Origin of the sequence: Citrobacter sp. Cpo045, assembly GCF_030332875.1 — a bacterium.
Lineage (GTDB): Bacteria > Pseudomonadota > Gammaproteobacteria > Enterobacterales > Enterobacteriaceae > Citrobacter > Citrobacter portucalensis.
Map to the genome: position 1 here is coordinate 792,046 of NZ_JAOWGZ010000103.1, position 20,199 is coordinate 812,244.

At 54.4% G+C, this 20,199-nt stretch carries 17 protein-coding genes; 4 read left to right on the forward strand and 13 right to left on the reverse strand.

Going from position 1 to position 20,199, the window contains the following annotated elements:
* Position 1: 1 nt before the first annotated feature.
* The 9 genes from OGY13_RS19800 to maeB all read right to left on the reverse strand — a co-directional run bounded on the left by OGY13_RS19800 (position 2) and on the right by maeB (position 7,918).
* Positions 2 to 1,405: an aldehyde dehydrogenase family protein gene (locus OGY13_RS19800; protein WP_153687435.1), complete on the reverse strand. Its 1,404-nt coding sequence runs from the start codon at positions 1,403 to 1,405 to the stop codon at positions 2 to 4.
* Between the two features lie 11 nt (positions 1,406 to 1,416).
* Positions 1,417 to 1,704, reverse strand: a complete 288-nt coding sequence (gene eutN / locus OGY13_RS19805) for an ethanolamine utilization microcompartment protein EutN (RefSeq protein ID WP_003038011.1) — start codon at positions 1,702 to 1,704, stop codon at positions 1,417 to 1,419.
* A gap of 114 nt (positions 1,705 to 1,818) precedes the next feature.
* Positions 1,819 to 2,112, reverse strand: coding sequence for an ethanolamine utilization microcompartment protein EutM (eutM, locus tag OGY13_RS19810; protein ID WP_003835054.1), 294 nt, complete (start codon positions 2,110 to 2,112; stop codon positions 1,819 to 1,821).
* A 36-nt stretch (positions 2,113 to 2,148) separates the two neighbouring features.
* Positions 2,149 to 3,165 (reverse strand): phosphate acetyltransferase, encoded by a 1,017-nt coding sequence (pta, locus tag OGY13_RS19815; RefSeq protein WP_213752109.1) that lies wholly within the window; start codon positions 3,163 to 3,165, stop codon positions 2,149 to 2,151.
* A complete protein-coding gene (eutT, locus tag OGY13_RS19820) occupies positions 3,162 to 3,965 on the reverse strand; it encodes an ethanolamine utilization cob(I)yrinic acid a,c-diamide adenosyltransferase EutT (RefSeq protein WP_213752110.1) in 804 nt (267 codons plus the stop codon). Before eutT ends, pta begins: the two co-directional genes overlap by 4 nt.
* A 9-nt stretch (positions 3,966 to 3,974) precedes the next feature.
* Positions 3,975 to 4,673: an ethanolamine utilization acetate kinase EutQ gene (gene eutQ / locus OGY13_RS19825; protein ID WP_103285614.1), complete on the reverse strand. Its 699-nt coding sequence runs from the start codon at positions 4,671 to 4,673 to the stop codon at positions 3,975 to 3,977.
* On the reverse strand, positions 4,651 to 5,130 hold the full coding sequence (gene eutP, locus OGY13_RS19830; protein ID WP_003037998.1) for an ethanolamine utilization acetate kinase EutP: 480 nt from the start codon (positions 5,128 to 5,130) through the stop codon (positions 4,651 to 4,653). The genes eutQ and eutP overlap by 23 nt, the downstream gene beginning before the upstream one ends.
* Positions 5,131 to 5,142: 12 nt before the next feature.
* On the reverse strand, positions 5,143 to 5,478 hold the full coding sequence (gene eutS / locus OGY13_RS19835) for an ethanolamine utilization microcompartment protein EutS (protein WP_003037995.1): 336 nt from the start codon (positions 5,476 to 5,478) through the stop codon (positions 5,143 to 5,145).
* A gap of 160 nt (positions 5,479 to 5,638) precedes the next feature.
* Positions 5,639 to 7,918, reverse strand: a complete 2,280-nt coding sequence (gene maeB / locus OGY13_RS19840) for an NADP-dependent oxaloacetate-decarboxylating malate dehydrogenase (protein WP_003835063.1) — start codon at positions 7,916 to 7,918, stop codon at positions 5,639 to 5,641.
* A 280-nt stretch (positions 7,919 to 8,198) separates the two neighbouring features.
* Between maeB and tkt the strand changes: the two genes are divergently transcribed.
* Complete coding sequence (gene tkt / locus OGY13_RS19845; protein WP_003835065.1) at positions 8,199 to 10,193, forward strand: transketolase; 1,995 nt, start codon at positions 8,199 to 8,201, stop codon at positions 10,191 to 10,193.
* Here the strand turns inward: tkt and OGY13_RS19850 are convergent.
* The 3 genes from OGY13_RS19850 to aegA form a co-directional block, all read right to left on the reverse strand.
* Positions 10,183 to 11,226, reverse strand: a complete 1,044-nt coding sequence (locus OGY13_RS19850; RefSeq protein WP_008785425.1) for a DUF1176 domain-containing protein — start codon at positions 11,224 to 11,226, stop codon at positions 10,183 to 10,185. The two genes, tkt and OGY13_RS19850, sit on opposite strands and share 11 nt — an antisense overlap.
* A 123-nt stretch (positions 11,227 to 11,349) precedes the next feature.
* Positions 11,350 to 11,925 carry a GDP-mannose pyrophosphatase NudK gene (gene nudK / locus OGY13_RS19855; protein ID WP_008785426.1) on the reverse strand — a complete coding sequence of 192 codons (576 nt, stop codon included), beginning with the start codon at positions 11,923 to 11,925 and terminating at the stop codon, positions 11,350 to 11,352.
* 156 nt (positions 11,926 to 12,081) lie between these two features.
* Positions 12,082 to 14,061 (reverse strand): formate-dependent uric acid utilization protein AegA, encoded by a 1,980-nt coding sequence (gene aegA / locus OGY13_RS19860; protein ID WP_213752111.1) that lies wholly within the window; start codon positions 14,059 to 14,061, stop codon positions 12,082 to 12,084.
* A 260-nt stretch (positions 14,062 to 14,321) separates the two neighbouring features.
* Between aegA and narQ the strand changes: the two genes are divergently transcribed.
* On the forward strand, positions 14,322 to 16,019 hold the full coding sequence (gene narQ / locus OGY13_RS19865; RefSeq protein ID WP_020996701.1) for a nitrate/nitrite two-component system sensor histidine kinase NarQ: 1,698 nt from the start codon (positions 14,322 to 14,324) through the stop codon (positions 16,017 to 16,019).
* 184 nt (positions 16,020 to 16,203) lie between these two features.
* Entirely contained in the window at positions 16,204 to 19,317 is a 3,114-nt protein-coding gene (gene acrD / locus OGY13_RS19870; RefSeq protein WP_079935150.1) for a multidrug efflux RND transporter permease AcrD, read from the forward strand.
* Between the two features lie 75 nt (positions 19,318 to 19,392).
* Here the strand turns inward: acrD and ypfM are convergent, their stop codons facing one another.
* A complete protein-coding gene (gene ypfM, locus OGY13_RS19875) occupies positions 19,393 to 19,452 on the reverse strand; it encodes a protein YpfM (RefSeq protein ID WP_001386977.1) in 60 nt (19 codons plus the stop codon).
* A 389-nt stretch (positions 19,453 to 19,841) separates the two neighbouring features.
* Between ypfM and OGY13_RS19880 the strand changes: the two genes are divergently transcribed.
* A complete protein-coding gene (locus OGY13_RS19880; protein WP_128611175.1) occupies positions 19,842 to 20,198 on the forward strand; it encodes an ArsC family reductase in 357 nt (118 codons plus the stop codon).
* The last annotated feature ends 1 nt before the right edge of the window (position 20,199 follow it).

A 20,199-nucleotide genomic window follows, 5' to 3' on the forward strand; every position in this document is an offset into this window, starting at 1 on the left:
CTTATACAATTCTGAAGGCGTCTACCAACACACAGCGACGCAGACGCACAAACGTACGCGCACTGGTCACCCCTTCCCCGGTTGGTGTGGTAATAGTCATCGTGGTCCAGCCTTCACCGCCCAGTCCAAGACCGGCAATGCACGGTCCGTTCTTAACGAAGATGCTGGTATCAATGGCGTTTGCCATACGGTTCATATTTTCGATATTGCGTGAGTGCATCGCCGCCGTATGGTGGCAGCCGCCTTCCAGCTTGACCGCCAGTTCAATGGCTTCATCGACGTTGGCAACCCGCACGACCGGCAGCACCGGCATCATCAGTTCGGTAACGGCAAACGGATGCGTCGCGGAGGTTTCGACGAATAACAGACGGGTTTGCTCCGGTACGTTCAGATCAATCGCCGCAGCGATTTTTCCGGCATCGCGCCCGACCCAGTCACGACTGACTGTGCCTTTACCGCGCTCATCGATATTTTTCAGCAGCACCGGCTGCAGCTGTTCGGCCTGAGCCGCGGTCAGTTTCACCGCATGCTGGCTTTCCATCAGACGCATCAGTTCATCAGCGACGCTATCGACCACGATCAGCACTTTTTCATCGGCGCAGATGATGTTGTTGTCAAACGATGCACCTTTGACTATCGACTGCGCCGCGCGTGCCAGGTCAGCCGTTTCATCAACCACCACTGGCGGATTACCCGCACCAGCGGCAATCAGACGTTTGTTGGTGTGCTTACGCGCGGCGTCCACCACGGCTTCACCACCGGTCACCACCAGCAGGCCGATACCTGGGTACTTGAACAGACGCTGCGCAGTCTCGATATCCGGGTTGGCAACCGTCACCAACAGGTTTGCCGGACCGCCTGCGGCAACCACCGCCTGGTTAAGCAGAGTGATAGCGCGCTGAGAGACTTTTTTCGCCGCCGGATGCGGTGCGAAGACCACGCTGTTACCAGCGGCAATCAGGCTGATAGCGTTGTTAATGACGGTCGCGGCCGGGTTGGTGGATGGGGTTACCGAGGCCACCACGCCCCACGGTGCGTTTTCAATCAGCGTCAGACCGTTATCGCCGGTCAGAACCTGTGGAGACAGGCATTCCACACCCGGCGTGCCGCGCGCCTGCGCCACGTTTTTGGCAAATTTATCTTCGACGCGTCCCATGCCGGTTTCAGTGACGGCAAGTTCCGCTAATTCTCTGGCGTGCTTTTCGCCCGCCTCACGTAGGGCCGTGATAGCCAGTTGGCGCATGGCGACGCTTTTCAACCCCTGCTGGGCTAGTTTTGCTGCCGCCACTGCGTCATCCAGGGAGGCAAAAACGCCCATTTCTTGAACGGCACTGACGGGTTGGCTGCTGTCTTTCATTTTCAGCAGTACCGCTTTCACGACCTGTTCAATATCCTGTTGATTCATGATTTTCTGCCTTATTTATGGAAGATCACCTGACCACCTGCCACCACTTCATCGACAATGCCAATCACGCACAGATCGACAGGCGATGATTCATTCCGGTGCGCCTGACGGGCGGAGCTTCCGCTGACCAGCAGCACCCACTCTCCGGTTCCCGCCCCGATGCTATCGATAGCAACAGCACATTGCCCGTCGGGATTTCCCTGGGCGTCAATCATTTCCACCATCAGCAACTTGTCGTGCGCGAGCCCCTGATGGCGTACGGTACAAACAATTTGTCCTGTAACGATTGCCAGTTTCATACGCGCCTCCGTGGCATATTTCAGGTAAAACCTCCCCCTACCCTCCGCAGAAGGTAATGTGAAAAGGAGAGAGGGTGACGCCAGCAATGAAGTCTGTGGCGTCACATGGACGACTTACATGTCGTTGCTGTCGCCTTTAAAGCTGATCGGGAACACTTCTTCCAGATCGCCGTGCGGACGTGGGATCACGTGTACTGAAACCAGCTCGCCAATACGCTGTGCAGCCGCAGCACCTGCGTCCGTTGCAGCTTTACATGCCGCTACGTCGCCACGGACCATGGCAGTGACCAGACCGCCACCGATCTGCTTCACGCCAACCAGTTTCACCCGTGCCGCTTTAACCATTGCGTCAGAAGCCTCAATCAGTGCAACCAGGCCCCGGGTTTCAATCATTCCTAATGCTTCCATTGTGTTTTCCTCTCATTAAGGGGTCCAGAACGGGACCTAAACAACCAGTGTTTGTGAGGCGTTTTCACGACTCACGTCAGTCTGGCGCGGCACTGCTGCCACCAACGCCAGTTCGATAATTTCCTGTACGCTACAGCCACGAGAGAGATCATGAAGCGGTGCGGCAAGCCCTTGAATCAACGGACCTACTGCACGATACCCTCCCAGACGCTGAGCGATTTTGTAGCCAATATTGCCTGCCTCGAGCGATGGGAAGACCATCACATTGGCATTGCCCTTTAACGGACTGGTGGGCGCTTTTTGCGCTGCGACATCCGGAACAAAGGCGGCATCAAATTGCAGTTCTCCGTCCACGGTAAGCTGCGGGGCACGCTCACGAACGATCTCGGTCGCCTGCTGCACGTTAGCGACGTTAGGGTGGCGAGCACTGCCATTACTTGAAAACGACAGCATAGCCACGCGCGGCTCTTCACCAGTGATCGCCTGCCATGTCTGCGCGCTGGCAATCGCAATATCCGCCAACTGTGCAGCGGTGGGCTGCGGCACGACGCTGCAATCGGCAAAACCTAATGACGGACCAAGGTACTGCGGCAGCATCAGGAAAATTGACGACAGCGTTTTACAGCCAGGCTGTAGCCCGATAATGCGTAATCCGGCACGCAGCACGTTCGCTGTTGATGAGAGATTGCCCGCAATACAGACGTCAGCTTTACCCGCGCTAACCATTGCAGCGGCGAACATCAGCGGATCGTTGAGTTTTTCCAGCGCATCCGCAGGCGTTTTATCTCCCGCGCGGGCCAGCCAGCGCAGCGCAAACTCTTCGCGCATTGGCTGATTGCTTTGCGGATCGATAACCTGAATGCCATCCATTGCCACCCGGTGGCTGAGGGCAAACTGGCGCAGCGCAAACGGACTGGCGACGAGAATTGGATGTGCCAGACCGTGCTGATGCAGGTAATTCGCCGCCTTCAGCACCCGGACATCCAGCGCATCCGGGAACACCACCCGTGCCGGTGAGCGTTGGGCGAGTTGACGAGCACGTTCAATGATCATTGCTTCTCCCCCAGTCGCTGTTGAATTTGGTTAACCGTCAGCGGATGCTTCGCAACGCTCAGAATCATCATCACGTAGACCGTACTGGAAAGGCGGTTGAGCGCCTGCATAATGTCCGGTCGCATAACCTCAAAACTGCGAGTGATGAACACCTGGGCCGCCACCGTCTCCGTTTCACGGACTTTGGTACGCAGCAGATTAAGCAGCGCGCAATCACGTCCGTGGCTGGCTTCAGGCACCAGATGGTCGTGGTCCAGATAGCGCAGCGGTTGATGCGAAAGACGGTGTAAATCTTCGTCGCTTAAACCCACGACAGCTTGTGCTGCCAGCGGCTCATCCATGGCGTCAGCGCGCATAATATTGCCCAGGCGCGAGCGGATATCCGCCAGCCACGGCTGCCACGTTTCTGCCATCTCAATCTGCAACCACACAGCCAGGGCGATGGTGCTGTCCAGCGCGGCGCGAAATCCCAGACGCGGATCGCTTTTGGCGACCATCTTGTCCGCCGTCAGATGCGTCAGGGTGTCCGGTTTCTTCGCCACCGGTTGATGGCACAGTTCGCAGCTGGCCTGTGGATGCGTATCACTGCTGGTTAACCCATGCACCGGCTGCGGCTGCTGTTCTTCGTCATCAATAAACAGGCTGCCCTGCTCGTCGATAAACTTAATACGCAGATGTCGGCTTTCCAGTAATTCCCGGGCAGACGGCGTCAGGCGAGCGTCAGCGGGGAGATGAATTTCAGCCCCTTCGCTGAGCGTATGATTCGCTCTGAGCCATGCTTCGGTAATGAAATCCTTCATACATCCGCCTTAGCAGGACTGCCAGTTCGCAGGCCAGGCCACATACAGAAACTTCACCGTCGATGGCGTACCAAATTCGATGCTGGAACCTTTCGGGATAAACATGACGTCCCCGGCTTTTGCAATCATGGTTTCGCCTTCGTGGCGAACGTGCAGCTCACCTTCCAGAATCATGTCGATTTCGTCGTAGTTCAGCGTCCATGGGAAAAAAGCGTTATCCCACTGCATGAACCCGGCGGCCATGCTGCTACCGTCCTGGTCGGTCACCAGATCGGTTAAGCCCACGCAGTGCGGCTGCGCGCCGTCAAAACGACCAAACTTCACGCTGCTGCCGTCGATGACTTTGACGCCGCCTTTGCCGGTTACCGAGCTAAAACTCGGCTGCATTCCGCCCTGCTCCAGCGACTGCTTCTCCTTCATAACTTTGTCCATCAGCTGGGCGACCAGGCTTTCGGTAAACTGCCCTTCCGGTAACTGCGCAATGATGGTTTCGCGAATGCGCTGGCTTTCCGTTTTGCCATCATCAACCGCCGCCGGTACAGCAGCAGTTGGCGCGGATTCATCGCATTCACTGATGGTAACGCCCAGCAGCTCCGCAACTTCGCGCGCCTCCGGGGTGATGATGCTGGCGCGCAGAACAACCGACATTTCCTGTTCGCCGCGTGCGTGGGCCGCACGAATATCGTTAGCTGTGATGAGTTTTTTCACCTGCCCTTTCCTCCTTTTGGCTGAGCTCAGTCAGATAATCCACCAGGTGCTGCACGCTGCGCGGGTCATGGCTATTGAGCTCAAAAATCGGCTCCTGAAACCCCATCCCGCGAAGTAGTTGTCGCGTTGCGGCGACGTCGGCATCCGGCATGTCCGTTTTACTGATAACGGCGATTTGTCGTTTACTGGCGCCGATATCCAACAGCCCGGCAGGTAAGCGACTTTCTTTATCATTTGCCGCGTGTATATAAATCAACGTATCGACATCCTGCAGCGTGGTAATTAAGGCGTGATACCAGCGCGGATGGCTAAAATATTCCCCTGGCGTATCGATATCGCCATTTTCATTAAACTCCACGGCCTGTGTTTTTCTGGCGAGGGAATAATTCCCCTGTAGCGCATTAAAGAGCGTTGTTTTCCCCGCCCCCACCGTACCGACAAATGCAATACGTTTCATCGCCGCCTCTGATTAACTTTTTGTCAGGTTGCACAAAGTGAAATTTAATAATCGACCCAGACCACTTACCGTCTGTAATAACGCTTCTTCTACTGCGCCTACCGAACCGTAGATCACCAGTGCGCCGCTGAATCTATCGAGAAAACCGATATGTACATCCGCCGCCTTCATGGCTAAGTCACCTGCAATCATCGCGGTTTCGCCTGGCGTCAGCGTCATTATGCCGATAGCGCCCGCTTCGGGTACGCCGATCTTTTTCGCTAATTCCTCGCCGGGGTGCGCAATGAGATGCGCCAGCGTGACCTGTTTCCCCGGCACAAATTCCTGAATAATGCGTTCTTTTTCCATTGCTCACCGCCTCCGCTAAAACTGCCCTCATCGTGGCAATTTTTTGTCAGAGTAAATAACAAAATTCGGCAACCAGGTTTAAAAGGTGAAGTAGATCACTAAGAAAGGGAAAATAAAAAGGCGCGGGAGAAACCCGCGCCGGAAATAAATTAAAGTGAAATTACAGCGGCTGCGTTTGGGCTTCTACAACCGCCAGCGCCACCATATTAACGATACGACGAACAGAGGCGATCGGCGTTAATACGTGAACCGGTTTCGCAACTCCCATCAGCACCGGGCCAACCGTTACGCCTTCAGAACTGGAAACGCGTAGTAAGTTGTAACTAATACGGGCAGCTTCCATATTCGGCATCACCAGAATATTCGCTGAGCCTTTCAACGGACTGTCCGGCATGCGGTCATTACGGATGCTTTCCACCAGCGCGGCGTCGCCGTGCATTTCGCCGTCAATCATCAACTCTGGCGCGCGCGCCTTAATCAGCTCCAGCGCGTCGCGCATTTTGCTGGCCGACGGACAGTTAGAGGAACCAAAGTTGGAGTGCGACAGCAACGCCACCTTCGGTTCGATACCAAAGCGACGCACGGTCTCTGCCGCCATCACGGCGATTTCCGCCAGTTGCTCAGGCGTAGGATCGTCGTTGACGTAGGTATCGGCGATAAAGGTGTTACCGCTTGGCAGCAGCAAGGCGTTCATCGCCCCGGCAGTATGCACGCCGTCGCGATGACCAAATACCTCTTTCACCACGCTGAAGTGCTCATGGTAGTCGCCAATCGTACCGCAGATCATCGCATCCGCTTCGCCGCGCTGTACCATGATTGCGCCGATCACCGTAGTGTTGGCGATCACCGCACGCTGCGCCTGCTCCTGGGTAATCCCACGACGCTTCATAATCTGGTAGTACTCGCTCCAGTACTCTTTAAAGCGCGGATCGGACTCATTGTTGACGATTTCAAAATCGACGCCCGCTTTGATCTGCAGACCCAGTTTCTGGATGCGCATTTCAATAACGCTTGGACGACCGATCAGGATCGGTTTTGCCAGCCCTAACGTGATCAACTCCTGGGTAGCGTGCAGTACGCGCGCTTCTTCCCCTTCGGTCAGCACCACGCGCTTCGGCGCTTTGCGTGCCAGGGAGAAAATCGGCTTCATGAACAGGTTGGTTTTGTAGACGAATTCAGTCAGCTTATCGATGTAAGCGTCAAAGTCGGCAATCGGACGCGTTGCCACGCCGGAGTCCATCGCCGCTTTCGCCACAGCAGGGGCGATTTTGACGATCAGACGCGGGTCGAACGGTTTCGGAATGATGTATTCCGGGCCGAAGCTCAGGTCCTGATCGCCATAAGCAGAGGCCACCACTTCACTCTGCTCGGCATGCGCCAGCTCAGCAATGGCGTGCACCGCCGCCAGTTTCATCTCTTCGTTGATGGCCGTCGCACCAACGTCCAGCGCACCGCGGAAGATGAACGGGAAGCACAGGACGTTGTTAACCTGGTTCGGGTAGTCTGAACGACCGGTACAGATGATGGCGTCGGAACGCACCTCTTTTGCCAGCGGCGGCAGGATTTCCGGCTCCGGGTTGGCGAGTGCCAGAATCATTGGCGCACGCGCCATCTTCTTAACCATTTCCTGCGTCAGCACTTTCGGGCCCGAGCAGCCGAGGAAAATATCTGCGCCGTCAATGACATCATCCAGCGTACGCTTACCGTCATCCACCACCGCGTAAGCCGCTTTGGTTTCCGCCATGTTCGGTTCGCGGTCTTTGTAAATCACACCTTTGGAGTCACAGACCACAATATTGTGTTTCTGCATACCCAGCGCTACCAGCAGGTTCATACAGGCAATCGCCGCCGCACCTGCACCAGACACCACCATGCGCACGTCAGAGATATTTTTCTCAACCACCCGCAGACCGTTCAGAATAGCGGCAGTACTGATGATTGCCGTACCGTGCTGATCATCGTGGAAGACCGGAATATTCATGCGCTCGCGCAGTTTTTGCTCAATGTAGAAGCACTCTGGCGCTTTAATATCTTCGAGGTTGATACCGCCAAACGTGGGCTCCAGGGCCGCAACCACATTGATAAACTTATCCGGATCGAGTTCATCGACTTCAATGTCGAACACGTCGATCCCGGCGAATTTCTTAAACAGAACGCCTTTACCTTCCATCACCGGTTTGCCGGCCAACGCGCCAATGTTGCCGAGACCCAGCACCGCTGTGCCGTTGGAAATAACCGCAACCAGGTTGCCGCGCGCGGTGTATTTGTAGGCTGCCAGCGGGTCCTTTTCAATTTCAAGACACGGTGCAGCCACGCCCGGCGAGTAGGCCAGCGCCAGGTCGCGCTGCGTTGCCAGAGGCTTGGTCGGAGAAACCTGGATTTTACCGGGTACCGGAAATTCGTGGAAATCGAGGGCGCTTTGTTTTAACTGGTCATCCATCTTGTTGTTCCTTTCACGTATCTATCAAAAAAGTGGCGCGGGTAACCATTCTACTGAGCCGCACATTATCACCTCAGTCAACGGTACAAACTTTGAAGGTCCCCAAACTCTCACCATTCAAAGAAAGAATTTGTTATCAATTTATAACAACCATGTTACCTGCTTAATCCAGCAATACCATGCCTGTCTGCTATGCTTTTTGCTGACAACGCCCGCAATTTTCCCAAAAGTGTGAATCACAACACGCATCTAACACTTTACTTTTCAAGGAGTATTTCCTATGACCCGTAAAGAGCTTGCCAATGCCATTCGTGCGCTAAGTATGGATGCCGTCCAAAAAGCTAACTCCGGCCACCCTGGAGCACCAATGGGGATGGCCGATATCGCCGAAGTTCTGTGGAACGATTTTCTACGCCATAACCCGACCGACCCCACCTGGTACGATCGTGACCGGTTTATTCTGTCCAACGGCCACGCCTCAATGCTGCTTTACAGCCTGTTGCATCTTTCCGGTTACGACCTGCCGATCGAAGAATTAAAGAACTTCCGTCAGCTCCATTCGAAGACGCCAGGGCACCCGGAAATTGGCTACACGCCGGGCGTGGAAACCACGACAGGACCGCTGGGTCAGGGTTTAGCCAACGCCGTCGGCATGGCCATTGCCGAGCGTACGCTGGCAGCGCAGTTTAACCAGCCGGACCATGAGATTGTTAACCACTTTACCTGGGTCTTTATGGGCGACGGCTGTCTGATGGAGGGTATTTCACACGAGGCTTGTTCGCTGGCGGGCACGCTGGGGCTTGGCAAACTCATTGGCTTCTACGATCACAACGGCATCTCGATTGATGGTGAAACCGACGGCTGGTTTACCGACGATACTGCAAAACGCTTTGAGGCTTATCACTGGCATGTGGTACACGACATTGACGGTCATGACCCAGAGGCGGTGAAAAAAGCCATTCAGGAAGCGCAGGCTGTTACCGATAAACCATCGCTGATTATCTGCCGCACGGTGATTGGTTTTGGCTCACCAAATAAAGCAGGGAAAGAGGAAGCGCACGGCGCTGCGCTGGGCGAAGAAGAGGTGGCACTGACCCGGCAGAAGCTGGGGTGGCATCATCCTGCTTTTGAGATCCCCAAAGAGATTTACCGGGCGTGGGACGCACGCGAGAAAGGCGAAAAAGCGCAACAGGGCTGGAAGGAGAAATTCGCAGCTTACCAACAAGCCTACCCGGAACTGGCGGCAGAGTTTTCTCGCCGGATGAGCGGTGGGCTGCCGAAAGAGTGGGAGGCAACAACCCAGAAATATATTACCGAGCTGCAGGCAAATCCGGCCAAAATCGCCACCCGTAAGGCCTCGCAAAATACCCTTAACGCCTACGGGCCTATACTGCCAGAGCTGCTTGGCGGATCGGCGGATTTGGCCCCCAGCAACCTGACCATCTGGAAAGGCTCCTCCTCTCTTAAAGAGGATCATGCAGGAAACTACATCCACTACGGCGTGCGTGAATTTGGTATGACGGCGATTGCCAACGGTATCGCCCATCACGGGGGCTTCGTACCGTACACCGCTACGTTCCTGATGTTTGTCGAATATGCCCGAAATGCCGCGCGTATGGCGGCGCTGATGAAAGCCCGACAAATCATGGTTTATACCCACGATTCAATTGGTCTGGGGGAAGATGGTCCTACGCACCAGGCCGTTGAACAGCTCGCCAGCCTGCGCCTGACGCCTAATTTCAGTACCTGGCGACCGTGCGATCAGGTTGAAGCGGCAGTAGGCTGGAAGCTGGCAGTCGAACGTCATGACGGGCCAACGGCGCTGATCCTCTCGCGGCAGAATCTGGCACAGGTTGAGCGCACGCCAGAGCAGGTGCAGCAAATTGCCCGCGGCGGCTATGTGCTGAAGGATGGCGGCGGTAAGCCGGATGTTATTTTGATTGCTACCGGTTCAGAAATGGAAATCACGCTGCTGGCAGCGGAAAAACTGACCGGAGAAGGTCGTAACGTGCGAGTGGTTTCTCTGCCCTCAACCGATATCTTCGACGCCCAGGATGAGGCGTACCGGGAATCGGTCCTGCCAGCAAACGTCAGCGCTCGCGTGGCGGTAGAAGCAGGAATTGCTGACTACTGGTACAAATATGTCGGGCTGAAAGGGGCAATTGTTGGGATGACGGGTTATGGAGAGTCGGCTCCAGCGGACAAACTGTTCCCGTTCTTCGGCTTTACGGTAGATAACATCGTCGACAAAGCGCACAAGGTGCTTAACGCGTGATCCACAGTGTGGGCCAGGCATCTGGCCCATGCCAGTTATCGCAGCTTGGCTCCTGGGCATAGCGCACCAGGCGAAAACGTTGACCGTCGTAGCGCCAGCGGGTCTGGATACCGCAATCTGCCAACCCTCGTCCTTTAGCGAGGGTGACCAGCTCCCGCGACTTCTCGTCAAACGTAGCGTTGGTCAGCTCCATATCGCGACTTTCTGCATCCGTTTTAAACGGCAGGCTTAACCGTACCGCGCGTGAAGTCAACGGAGTCGTACGTGAAACCACCCACGCCAGATCGATGGTGTTATACGCCCCGGCCTCACAGCCAATCATCAGCAGCGCTTTATCATCCGTTAGGGCCGTGACGCGCATCTCGCGACGCAGCGGATCGATAGAGCAACGAATACCGTTGATCCGCCAGTTACCATAGTCCAGCAGTTCACTGCGCTCCTGCTGTGTGAGAGGCGTTGGCGTTGGATTAATGACCGCTACACCTTTCAGCGCGGGGGCCGGAGGTACGCTGAGCGGAGGCTCGTCACCTTTTTCAATCCATGCGGTTTCGCTCCCCACCCGTTTTTGCTGGGCGTCGATAAACAACAATGCGGCTTTTAGCCCGACCAGCGAAAGGTTTTGCGCACCTTTTTGCAGGGTAATCGCCTTCGCGTCCTGTACGGTTTGTAAAAATGCGCTGATGGTGGCGGGATCATCAGTCGTCAGCTGCCAGGGAGTTATGCGCCAGTGCTCGCCGCTCAGCGAGAGTGGCGCACCATCCAACAGCAGACGCGGCGCAATATCGCTCTCTTTGACGCTGGACGATTCCAGCCCGCCCAGCTCAATACGCAACACGGCGTCGGTATGTGCCCCGGCGCTGCGGCTCAAGGTCATGACCAGGCCGTGGTGCTCTCCGGTATTACGCGCCACGCAAAAATTTTGGTTATTACACGTTACCTGCCAGTCAGAAAATGCCTGTTGCGCGGGCGCAGCCCACAGCAATCGGGCGGGTAGCAACCCGAGCAGGAAAAGGAGAATAACGCGATAGCGCATGGACGGTACAACCCCGAAGTCAAAACACACAGCCTAAGCGGTATCTTCCTTGCGCGACTGATGTGGCTCAATAAGAATCGTCGGATTGGCCGTAAATTTGTAAAGAAATATAAATCCCGCGCATTAGTCCATGAGATGCGATGACTGCAAATAGTTCAGCAATAGCACCGTTTTACCGTCACGGATCTCACCCGTTTTGATCATTTCCAGCGCCTGTGTGAACGGCAGTTCCAGAACTTCAATATCTTCATCTTCCACGCCGCCACCCGCGTTTGTCCGCTGACTGTCACGGTATTGCGCGATGAAGAAGTGGATTATTTCCGTCACACCGCCCGGCGACATGTATAGCTCAAACAGTTTACGTACTTCACCCACTTCAAAGCCGGTCTCTTCAATCGCCTCTTTTCGAATACATGCTTCCGGTTCGTCGTTATCCAGCAGCCCGGCGCAGGTTTCAATCAGTTGACCGTCTTCGTTACCGTTGACCCATGTCGCAACGCGAAACTGGCGGATGAGCACCACCGTTTTCTTCTCCGGGTTATACAGCAGAATTGTGGCGCCGTTGCCACGATCGTAAACCTCACGTTTGTGACGGATCACCTCTCCATTCTTACGGGTCAGGTCATAAGTGATATTGCGCAGGACGAAGTAGTTATCGGAAAGGACTTTATCTTTGATGAGGGTAATTTTTTGCGACATACCGGCTCCACAGCAAGAAGTGAGAAATAATACTACGCCGTGAAACCGGGTTTGTCTTGGAACAATGTAGGCCTGATAAGCAAAGCGCCATCAGGCATTCATGCGGCACATTGCCGGATGGCAACGCTAACGCGTTTTATCCGGCCTACTCGCCGATTAATGAGATTTGACTGATTTTACGCCCAGCCAGTCGACGATCCCCTGGGCGGCATGCCGCCCTTCCGCCATAGCCGTCACCACCAGGTCTGCACCGCGTACCGCGTCACCACCGGCAAAGATTTTCGGGTTACTGGTTTGATAACGGTATGCACTTTCAACATCGGCGGCAATGCGCCCCCAGTTATCGACCTTAACGCCATGCGACTCCAGCCACGGCATGCCGTGTGGGTGAAAACCAAACGCCATAATCACCGCATCTGCGGGCATCACAAACTCACTCCCGGCAATGGGAACCGGGCGGCGACGGCCCTGCGCATCAGGTTCGCCAAGTTGAGTACGTAAGAAACGCACACCGCTGACTCGCCCATCGGCATGCAACACCAGCTCAACCGGCTGAACGTTAAACTCGAAATTTGCCCCCTCTTCCCGGGCGTTCTTCACCTCTTTTTTCGAGCCGGGCATGTTGGCTTCATCACGACGATAGGCGCAGGTTACCTGGCTTGCGCCATGACGCAGGGCGGTTCGCACACAGTCCATTGCCGTATCGCCTCCGCCCAGCACAACCACGTTTAGTCCGGCGGTATCGATAAATGGTTCTTCAGGCAGTTCCTCCAGCCCCATCACCTGCTTGGTGTTGGCGATCAGGAACGGCAGCGCATCATACACGCCAGGCGCATCTTCATTTGGCAGGTCCGCCTTCATGGAACGATAGGTTCCTACGCCCACGAACACGGCATCGTAATCCTCCAGCAGCTTTTCAAGCGCGACATCCTTACCCACTTCACAGTTAAGTTCAAAATGAATGCCCATGGCGCTGAAGATTTCACGGCGACGCGCCAGCAGCGATTTGTCCAGCTTGAAGGCCGGAATACCGAACGTCAGCAAACCGCCTATTTCAGGATGGCGATCGTAAACGGTGGCGCTGACGCCGCTGCGCGCCAGCACATCCGCACAGGCCAGACCCGCCGGACCCGCACCGATGATGGCAACACGCTTGTCCACTTTCTGCACATGGCTTAAGTCCGGTCGCCATCCTTTACTCAGCGCCCGATCGGAGATGTAACGCTCAATATTACCGATGGTAACTGCGCCATGCTCGCTACGCACCGTACATGCCCCTTCGCAGAGTCGATCCTGCGGGCATACGCGTCCGGTCACCTCCGGTAGGCAGTTGGTCTGGTGAGAAAGCTCAACCGCCGCGTCGATATTCCCGGCTTTGACCAGTTCAATCCACTGCGGAATGTGGTTATGCAGTGGACAGGTCCATTCGCAAATACTGTGGTCGCCGCATTTCAGGCAGCGAGAGGCTTCGCGCTCCGCCTGCGCCGTACGAAACGGCAGATAGATCTCTTCAAAGCTGGTTTTCCGGGCCTCAATCGCCAGTTTATCCGGCTCCCCGCGCGCAGGCGTCGCCTGCATTTGCTCACGTTTAGTGATGACATGTGGAACAAAATCGGTAGTGCTGGCATGCCATGGCTGGCTTTCCAGACTTGCGGTACGCAGCCTGCGCGCTTTTGACAGACCGGTAAGCGCATTTTCCGTCACCAGCTGTAACGCCTGCGCCGGACAGTTCTCTACGCAGGCGGGCCCCTGTTCACGCCCCTGGCACAGATCGCATTTGTGCGCGGTAGCTTTCACCTTCCCTTTGGCGACGGGAGTGAGTACGATCTGCATCGTGCCGAAAGGACAGGCTACAACGCACGATTTACAGCCAATACACTTTTGCGGGTTCACCTGAACGCTGTCGTTATCATGGCTAATTGCCCCGTTTGGGCAGCTTCTGGCGCAGGGTGCATCTTCGCAGTGGTGGCAGGTCACCGCGCTGCGCTGCTGCTGATGCTTAATGACGGTAATTCGGGGCTGAAAATGCCGTTGGTTCAGGACATGCTGTTCGCCATTGTGAGCCATGACGCAGGCGACCTCACAGGCATGGCATCCCAGGCACTGCTGGCTATTGACCATAATAAAACGATTCATGGCTTCCTTCTTTTTTGGTTGCAAAAACCTTATTCTTTATAAGAGTGTTATTAACCGACACGGAAGGAAGCGGCAATGTTCATTTGCCCAGGAAGCACAACTATTTATCCAGAACCTGTGGCAGATCAATTTATTTCATCGCATATGAAATTGTGTTTCAGTTACCATCCAGTTTCATGGCGTTTTATTAACATTTATCAAATACACCGCATCGTTCACGCTGTTTTCAGGCGCGACGTGTATTGTGTGAGGATGCACAAGTGACGGTAAAGCGTCCGGTCTCGGCCAGTCTGGCTAAAGCTTTTTTCTACATAGTGATGCTGTCGATTCTCTCAACGGGTATTGCGCTGCTCACGCTGACCAGCAGCTTGCGAGATGCCGAAGCCATCAACGTTGCTGGCTCATTGCGCATGCAAAGCTACCGTCTGGGTTACGATCTACAAAGCCAGAGCCCGCAGCTTAATGCCCACCGCCAGCTTTTCCAGCAGGCGCTAAACTCGCCAGCATTACAGAATCTGAACGCGTGGTATGTGCCACAAGCGGTAAAAAGCCGCTATGGACGTCTGCATGCTAACTGGCTGGAAATGAACGCCCGCCTGATCGACGGCGATTTAAAATGGTACCAGGCCAACATCAACAACTACGTCGATCAGATCGATCTCTTCGTGCTGGCGTTGCAGCATTATGCCGAACGTAAAGTAATGCTGGTATTTGGCATCTCGCTGGCGGGCGGGATCGGCATATTCACCCTCGTCTTCTTTACCCTGCGGCGCATTCGCCAGCAGGTGGTGCGTCCGCTGAATAAACTGGTGATGGCCAGTCAGCAAATTGAACACGGTCAATTTGATATCCCACCGCTGGATACCGGTTTGCCTAATGAACTGGGGTTGCTGGGCAAAACATTTAGCCAGATGTCGAGTGAATTACACAAACTGTATCGCTCGCTGGAAGCGTCTGTGGCCGAGAAAACTCACGATCTCCACGAAGCCAATCGCCGTCTGGAGGTGTTGTATCAGTGCTCGCAGGCGTTAAATACCAGCCAGATTGACGTGCACTGCTTCCGCCATATTTTACAGATCGTCCGCGAACATGACGCCGCGTATTTCCTTGAACTCACCGTCGGTGATAACTGGCGGATTAGCGAAGGGACTAAAAGCCTCGAGCTACCGATGCAGATCCTGCCTGTCACCATGCAGGAAACCGTCTACGGCGAACTGCACTGGCAAAGTCCAAACGTCAATGCTTCTACTCCGCTGCTCAACAGCGTCTCCTCGATGCTGGGACGCGGGTTGTACTTCAACCAGGCGCAAAAACATTTTCAGCAGCTGTTGTTAATGGAGGAGCGAGCGACGATTGCACGCGAGCTGCACGACTCGCTGGCGCAGGTGCTCTCTTATTTACGCATTCAGCTCACGTTGCTGAAGCGTTCAATTCCGGAAGATAACGCCCCGGCACAAAGCATTATGGCGGATTTCTCCCAGGCGCTGAACGATGCCTACCGTCAGCTACGCGAACTGCTCACCACCTTCCGTCTGACCTTACAGCAGGCAGACTTACCCTCCGCCCTGCATGAAATGCTGGAAACGCTGCAAAATCAAACCTCAGCTAAACTCACACTCGACTGTCGGTTACCCACGCTGGCGTTGGATGCGCAAATGCAGGTGCACCTGTTGCAGATCATCCGCGAAGCGGTGCTGAACGCCATTAAGCATGCCAGTGCGAGCGAAATTGCCGTCAGCTGCGTAACGGCTCCGGACGGCAACCACACGGTTTATATCCGCGATAACGGCATCGGCATTGGCGAGCCGCATGAGCCTACAGGGCACTATGGACTCAATATTATGCGTGAGCGGGCGGAAAGACTAAGCGGCACGTTGACCTTCTCTCAACCTTCCGGAGGGGGAACGTTAGTGAGCATCAGTTTCCGTTCGGCTGAATCAGACAGTGAGCTAACGTAAAGAACCGCAAAGCGCCGTCGGGTCTGGATCCAGGCCTGACGGCGTTGGCACGAAAGGTATGCTGTAAACGGGCATGATAATTTACATTATCTTCTTTTTTTCTCCACGTTTGACCCGTACCTTGCCGCTAAAGTGAAGCAAGCCATACCCATAACGATACGCAGAAACACGAGGTCCTCTTTTAATGGCGAATTTTTTCATCGATCGCCCCATTTTTGCCTGGGTGTTAGCTATCCTGTTGTGCCTGACAGGAGCCCTGGCTATTTTTTCACTGCCCGTTGAGCAATATCCCGATCTGGCACCGCCAAACGTGCGGGTCACCGCCAACTATCCTGGCGCTTCGGCTCAGACTCTGGAAAACACCGTCACCCAGGTTATCGAGCAGAACATGACCGGTCTCGATAACCTGATGTACATGTCATCGCAGAGCAGCGGGACAGGTCAGGCGACGGTTACGTTGAGCTTCGTTGCCGGAACCGATCCTGACGAGGCCGTCCAGCAGGTGCAAAACCAGCTGCAATCGGCAATGCGTAAACTGCCGCAGGCGGTACAGGATCAGGGGGTCACGGTGCGTAAGACCGGGGACACCAATATTCTGACTATCGCCTTTGTCTCCACCGATGGCTCAATGGATAAGCAGGACATCGCCGACTACGTCGCCAGTAACATTCAGGATCCACTCAGCCGTATTAACGGCGTGGGAGATATTGACGCTTACGGCTCACAGTACTCCATGCGTATCTGGCTTGACCCGGCCAAACTGAACAGTTTCCAGATGACCGCTAAAGATGTGACCGACGCTATCGAGTCACAGAATGCGCAGATTGCCGTCGGACAACTTGGCGGTACGCCTTCGGTGGACAAGCAGGCGCTGAACGCGACGATCAACGCCCAGTCGCTACTGCAGACTCCGGATGAATTCCGCGCCATTACGCTACGCGTCAACCAGGATGGTTCAGAAGTTAAACTGGGCGATGTGGCGACGGTCGAAATGGGTGCTGAAAAGTATGATTACCTCAGCCGCTTTAATGGAAATCCTGCCTCCGGCCTGGGCGTGAAGCTGGCTTCAGGCGCCAATGAAATGGCGACAGCAACGCTGGTCATTAACCGTCTGAACGAGCTGTCACAGTATTTTCCGCATGGGCTGGAATATAAGGTGGCTTATGAAACCACCTCCTTTGTCAAAGCCTCAATCATCGACGTGGTAAAAACCCTGCTGGAAGCTATTGCACTGGTATTCCTCGTGATGTACCTGTTCCTGCAAAACTTCCGCGCCACGCTGATTCCCACCATCGCCGTTCCCGTCGTCCTGATGGGTACCTTCTCCGTGCTTTACGCCTTTGGCTATAGCGTTAATACCTTGACGATGTTTGCGATGGTGCTGGCGATCGGCCTGCTGGTCGATGACGCCATTGTGGTAGTGGAAAACGTCGAGCGTATTATGAGTGAGGAAGGACTCTCACCTCGGGAAGCGACACGGAAATCGATGGGGCAAATCCAGGGTGCGCTGGTCGGTATCGCCATGGTGCTGTCAGCGGTGTTTATCCCGATGGCCTTCTTCGGCGGCACTACCGGGGCTATTTACCGCCAGTTCTCGATTACTATCGTCTCCGCCATGGTGCTGTCTGTTCTGGTGGCGATGATCCTGACCCCCGCTCTGTGCGCCACCCTGCTCAAACCGCTGCATAAGGGCGAGCATCACGGACAAACCGGTTTCTTCGGCTGGTTTAACCGGATGTTTAATCGCAACGCCGAGCGCTACGAAAAAGGCGTTGCCAGAATTCTGCACCGCAGCCTGCGCTGGATACTGATCTACGGCCTGCTGCTCGGTGGCATGGTTTTCCTGTTCCTGCGCCTCCCAACCTCCTTCCTACCGCTGGAAGACCGCGGCATGTTTACCACCTCGGTACAGCTGCCCAGCGGTTCCACGCAGCAACAAACGTTGAAAGTGGTTGAGGAAGTGGAGAAGTATTACTTCACCCATGAGAAAGACAACATCATGTCAGTCTTTTCCACGGTCGGTTCTGGCCCTGGCGGGAACGGTCAAAACGTGGCACGTATGTTTGTCCGCTTAAAAGACTGGGATGAGCGCGACACCACTACCGGAACCTCTTTCGCCATCATCGAACGTGCGACCAAAGCCTTTAATAAGATTAAAGAAGCCCGCGTCTTCGCCAGCAGCCCTCCGGCTATCAGCGGCCTCGGAAGCTCTGCCGGTTTCGATATGGAGCTGCAGGATCACGCCGGTGCGGGCCATGATGCGTTAATGGCCGCGCGCGACAAACTCATTGAGCTGGCCGGGAAAGACACATCCCTGACCCGCGTTCGTCATAACGGTCTGGACGACAGCCCACAGTTGCAAATTGATATCGATCAGCGCAAAGCCCAGGCTCTGGGCGTTTCCATCGACGACATCAACGACACATTGCAAACGGCCTGGGGTTCCAGCTACGTCAATGACTTTATGGACCGGGGCCGCGTGAAGAAGGTTTACGTGCAGGCGGCAGCAAAATATCGCATGCTCCCGGACGACATTAACCTGTGGTACGTCCGCAATAACAACGGTGGCATGGTGCCTTTCTCGGCCTTTGCGACTTCACGCTGGGAAACGGGTTCTCCACGTCTGGAACGCTATAACGGCTACTCCGCAGTCGAGATTGTCGGCGAAGCTGCGCCCGGCGTCAGTACCGGTACGGCAATGGACGTGATGGAATCGCTGGTGCGCCAGTTGCCGACAGGGTTTGGCCTCGAATGGACTGCGATGTCTTATCAGGAACGGCTATCGGGCTCTCAGGCCCCTGCCCTGTACGCCATTTCTTTGCTGGTCGTGTTCCTGTGTCTGGCGGCACTGTACGAAAGCTGGTCGGTACCCTTCTCCGTCATGCTGGTCGTGCCGTTGGGGGTTATTGGCGCGCTACTGGCGACCTGGATGCGCGGCCTGGAAAACGATGTTTATTTCCAGGTCGGGTTGCTTACCGTGATCGGGCTATCGGCGAAGAACGCAATATTGATTGTTGAATTCGCCAATGAGATGAACGAGAAAGGACACGATCTGCTCGACGCCACGCTCCATGCTTGTCGCCAACGTTTACGCCCAATTCTGATGACGTCACTGGCGTTTATCTTCGGGGTGCTGCCGATGACCATCAGCAGTGGTGCTGGTTCTGGCGGTCAACATGCGGTGGGGACAGGCGTAATGGGCGGGATGATTTCAGCCACTATCCTGGCGATTTACTTCGTTCCCCTGTTCTTTGTGCTGGTGCGCAGACGCTTCCCATTGAAGCCACGCCCAGAATAATCGGACACAAAAAAGGCGACTTACGTTGAGTCGCCTTTTTTTATCCTTTACAGGATATGAATTTCTTCCAGAAAATTATTTACGAAGCATCACTTCGATAAAGTCTTTCCAGTTCCCCAGTTCACGTTCAATCATAACAACCTCTCTTATTATTATGGGCATTCTACGAAATCATCATCATTAAAAGAAGGCAATTTAACCGATGGTTGCGATTGATTCCTCCAGTGTTTGGGGTTTATGTGATCACTATGCGCTATACCCATAAATTTTATGTGACTTACTGCAATATTTTGAAATATTCATACATCATCTACTACTTTTGCAATTCTGATGGAAAAACAGGCTGATGCAAACAGGCAGATTCTGATTTTTAGTTATACGGTATTTTTTGGAGCTTTCAGGAATCATTATTCACTGTTGTTCAACAATGTTATATTTTTCTATAACGATTGAATGACAATATGTATTATTCATTGCCACAGAATATAAGAATAAATATTCAAATTACGTCAATAAGGATTCAAATGATCACCCTTTACGGCATTAAGAATTGCGACACGATTAAAAAAGCCAGACGCTGGTTGGAGGCTCAAGGTATTGACTACCGCTTTCATGATTATCGCGTCGACGGTCTGGACAACACGCTATTACAGTCCTTTATCAGCGAATTAGGTTGGGAGGCGCTGCTCAATATGCGTGGAACCACCTGGCGTAAACTCGATGAATCCACGCGCAGTCAAATCACCGATGCGGCTTCCGCCGCCGCGTTGATGATTGAAATGCCAGCAATTATCAAACGCCCATTGCTCTGCGCGCCGGGTAAGCCTATGCTGCTTGGTTTCAGTGAATCCAGTTATACTCTGTTTTTTAATGAGGTGTAGT

Excerpts from the sequence above, each read along its gene's own strand:
- OGY13_RS19800 (WP_153687435.1), bottom strand. The coding sequence starts at position 1,405 with ATGAATCAACAGGATATTGAACAGGTCGTGAAAGCGGTACTGCTGAAA.
- eutN (WP_003038011.1), bottom strand. The coding sequence starts at position 1,704 with ATGAAACTGGCAATCGTTACAGGACAAATTGTTTGTACCGTACGCCAT.
- eutM (WP_003835054.1), bottom strand. The coding sequence starts at position 2,112 with ATGGAAGCATTAGGAATGATTGAAACCCGGGGCCTGGTTGCACTGATT.
- pta (WP_213752109.1), bottom strand. The coding sequence starts at position 3,165 with ATGATCATTGAACGTGCTCGTCAACTCGCCCAACGCTCACCGGCACGG.
- eutT (WP_213752110.1), bottom strand. The coding sequence starts at position 3,965 with ATGAAGGATTTCATTACCGAAGCATGGCTCAGAGCGAATCATACGCTC.
- eutP (WP_003037998.1), bottom strand. The coding sequence starts at position 5,130 with ATGAAACGTATTGCATTTGTCGGTACGGTGGGGGCGGGGAAAACAACG.
- eutS (WP_003037995.1), bottom strand. The coding sequence starts at position 5,478 with ATGGAAAAAGAACGCATTATTCAGGAATTTGTGCCGGGGAAACAGGTC.
- maeB (WP_003835063.1), bottom strand. The coding sequence starts at position 7,918 with ATGGATGACCAGTTAAAACAAAGCGCCCTCGATTTCCACGAATTTCCG.
- tkt (WP_003835065.1), top strand. The coding sequence starts at position 8,199 with ATGACCCGTAAAGAGCTTGCCAATGCCATTCGTGCGCTAAGTATGGAT.
- OGY13_RS19850 (WP_008785425.1), bottom strand. The coding sequence starts at position 11,226 with ATGCGCTATCGCGTTATTCTCCTTTTCCTGCTCGGGTTGCTACCCGCC.
- nudK (WP_008785426.1), bottom strand. The coding sequence starts at position 11,925 with ATGTCGCAAAAAATTACCCTCATCAAAGATAAAGTCCTTTCCGATAAC.
- aegA (WP_213752111.1), bottom strand. The coding sequence starts at position 14,061 with ATGAATCGTTTTATTATGGTCAATAGCCAGCAGTGCCTGGGATGCCAT.
- acrD (WP_079935150.1), top strand. The coding sequence starts at position 16,204 with ATGGCGAATTTTTTCATCGATCGCCCCATTTTTGCCTGGGTGTTAGCT.
- OGY13_RS19880 (WP_128611175.1), top strand. The coding sequence starts at position 19,842 with ATGATCACCCTTTACGGCATTAAGAATTGCGACACGATTAAAAAAGCC.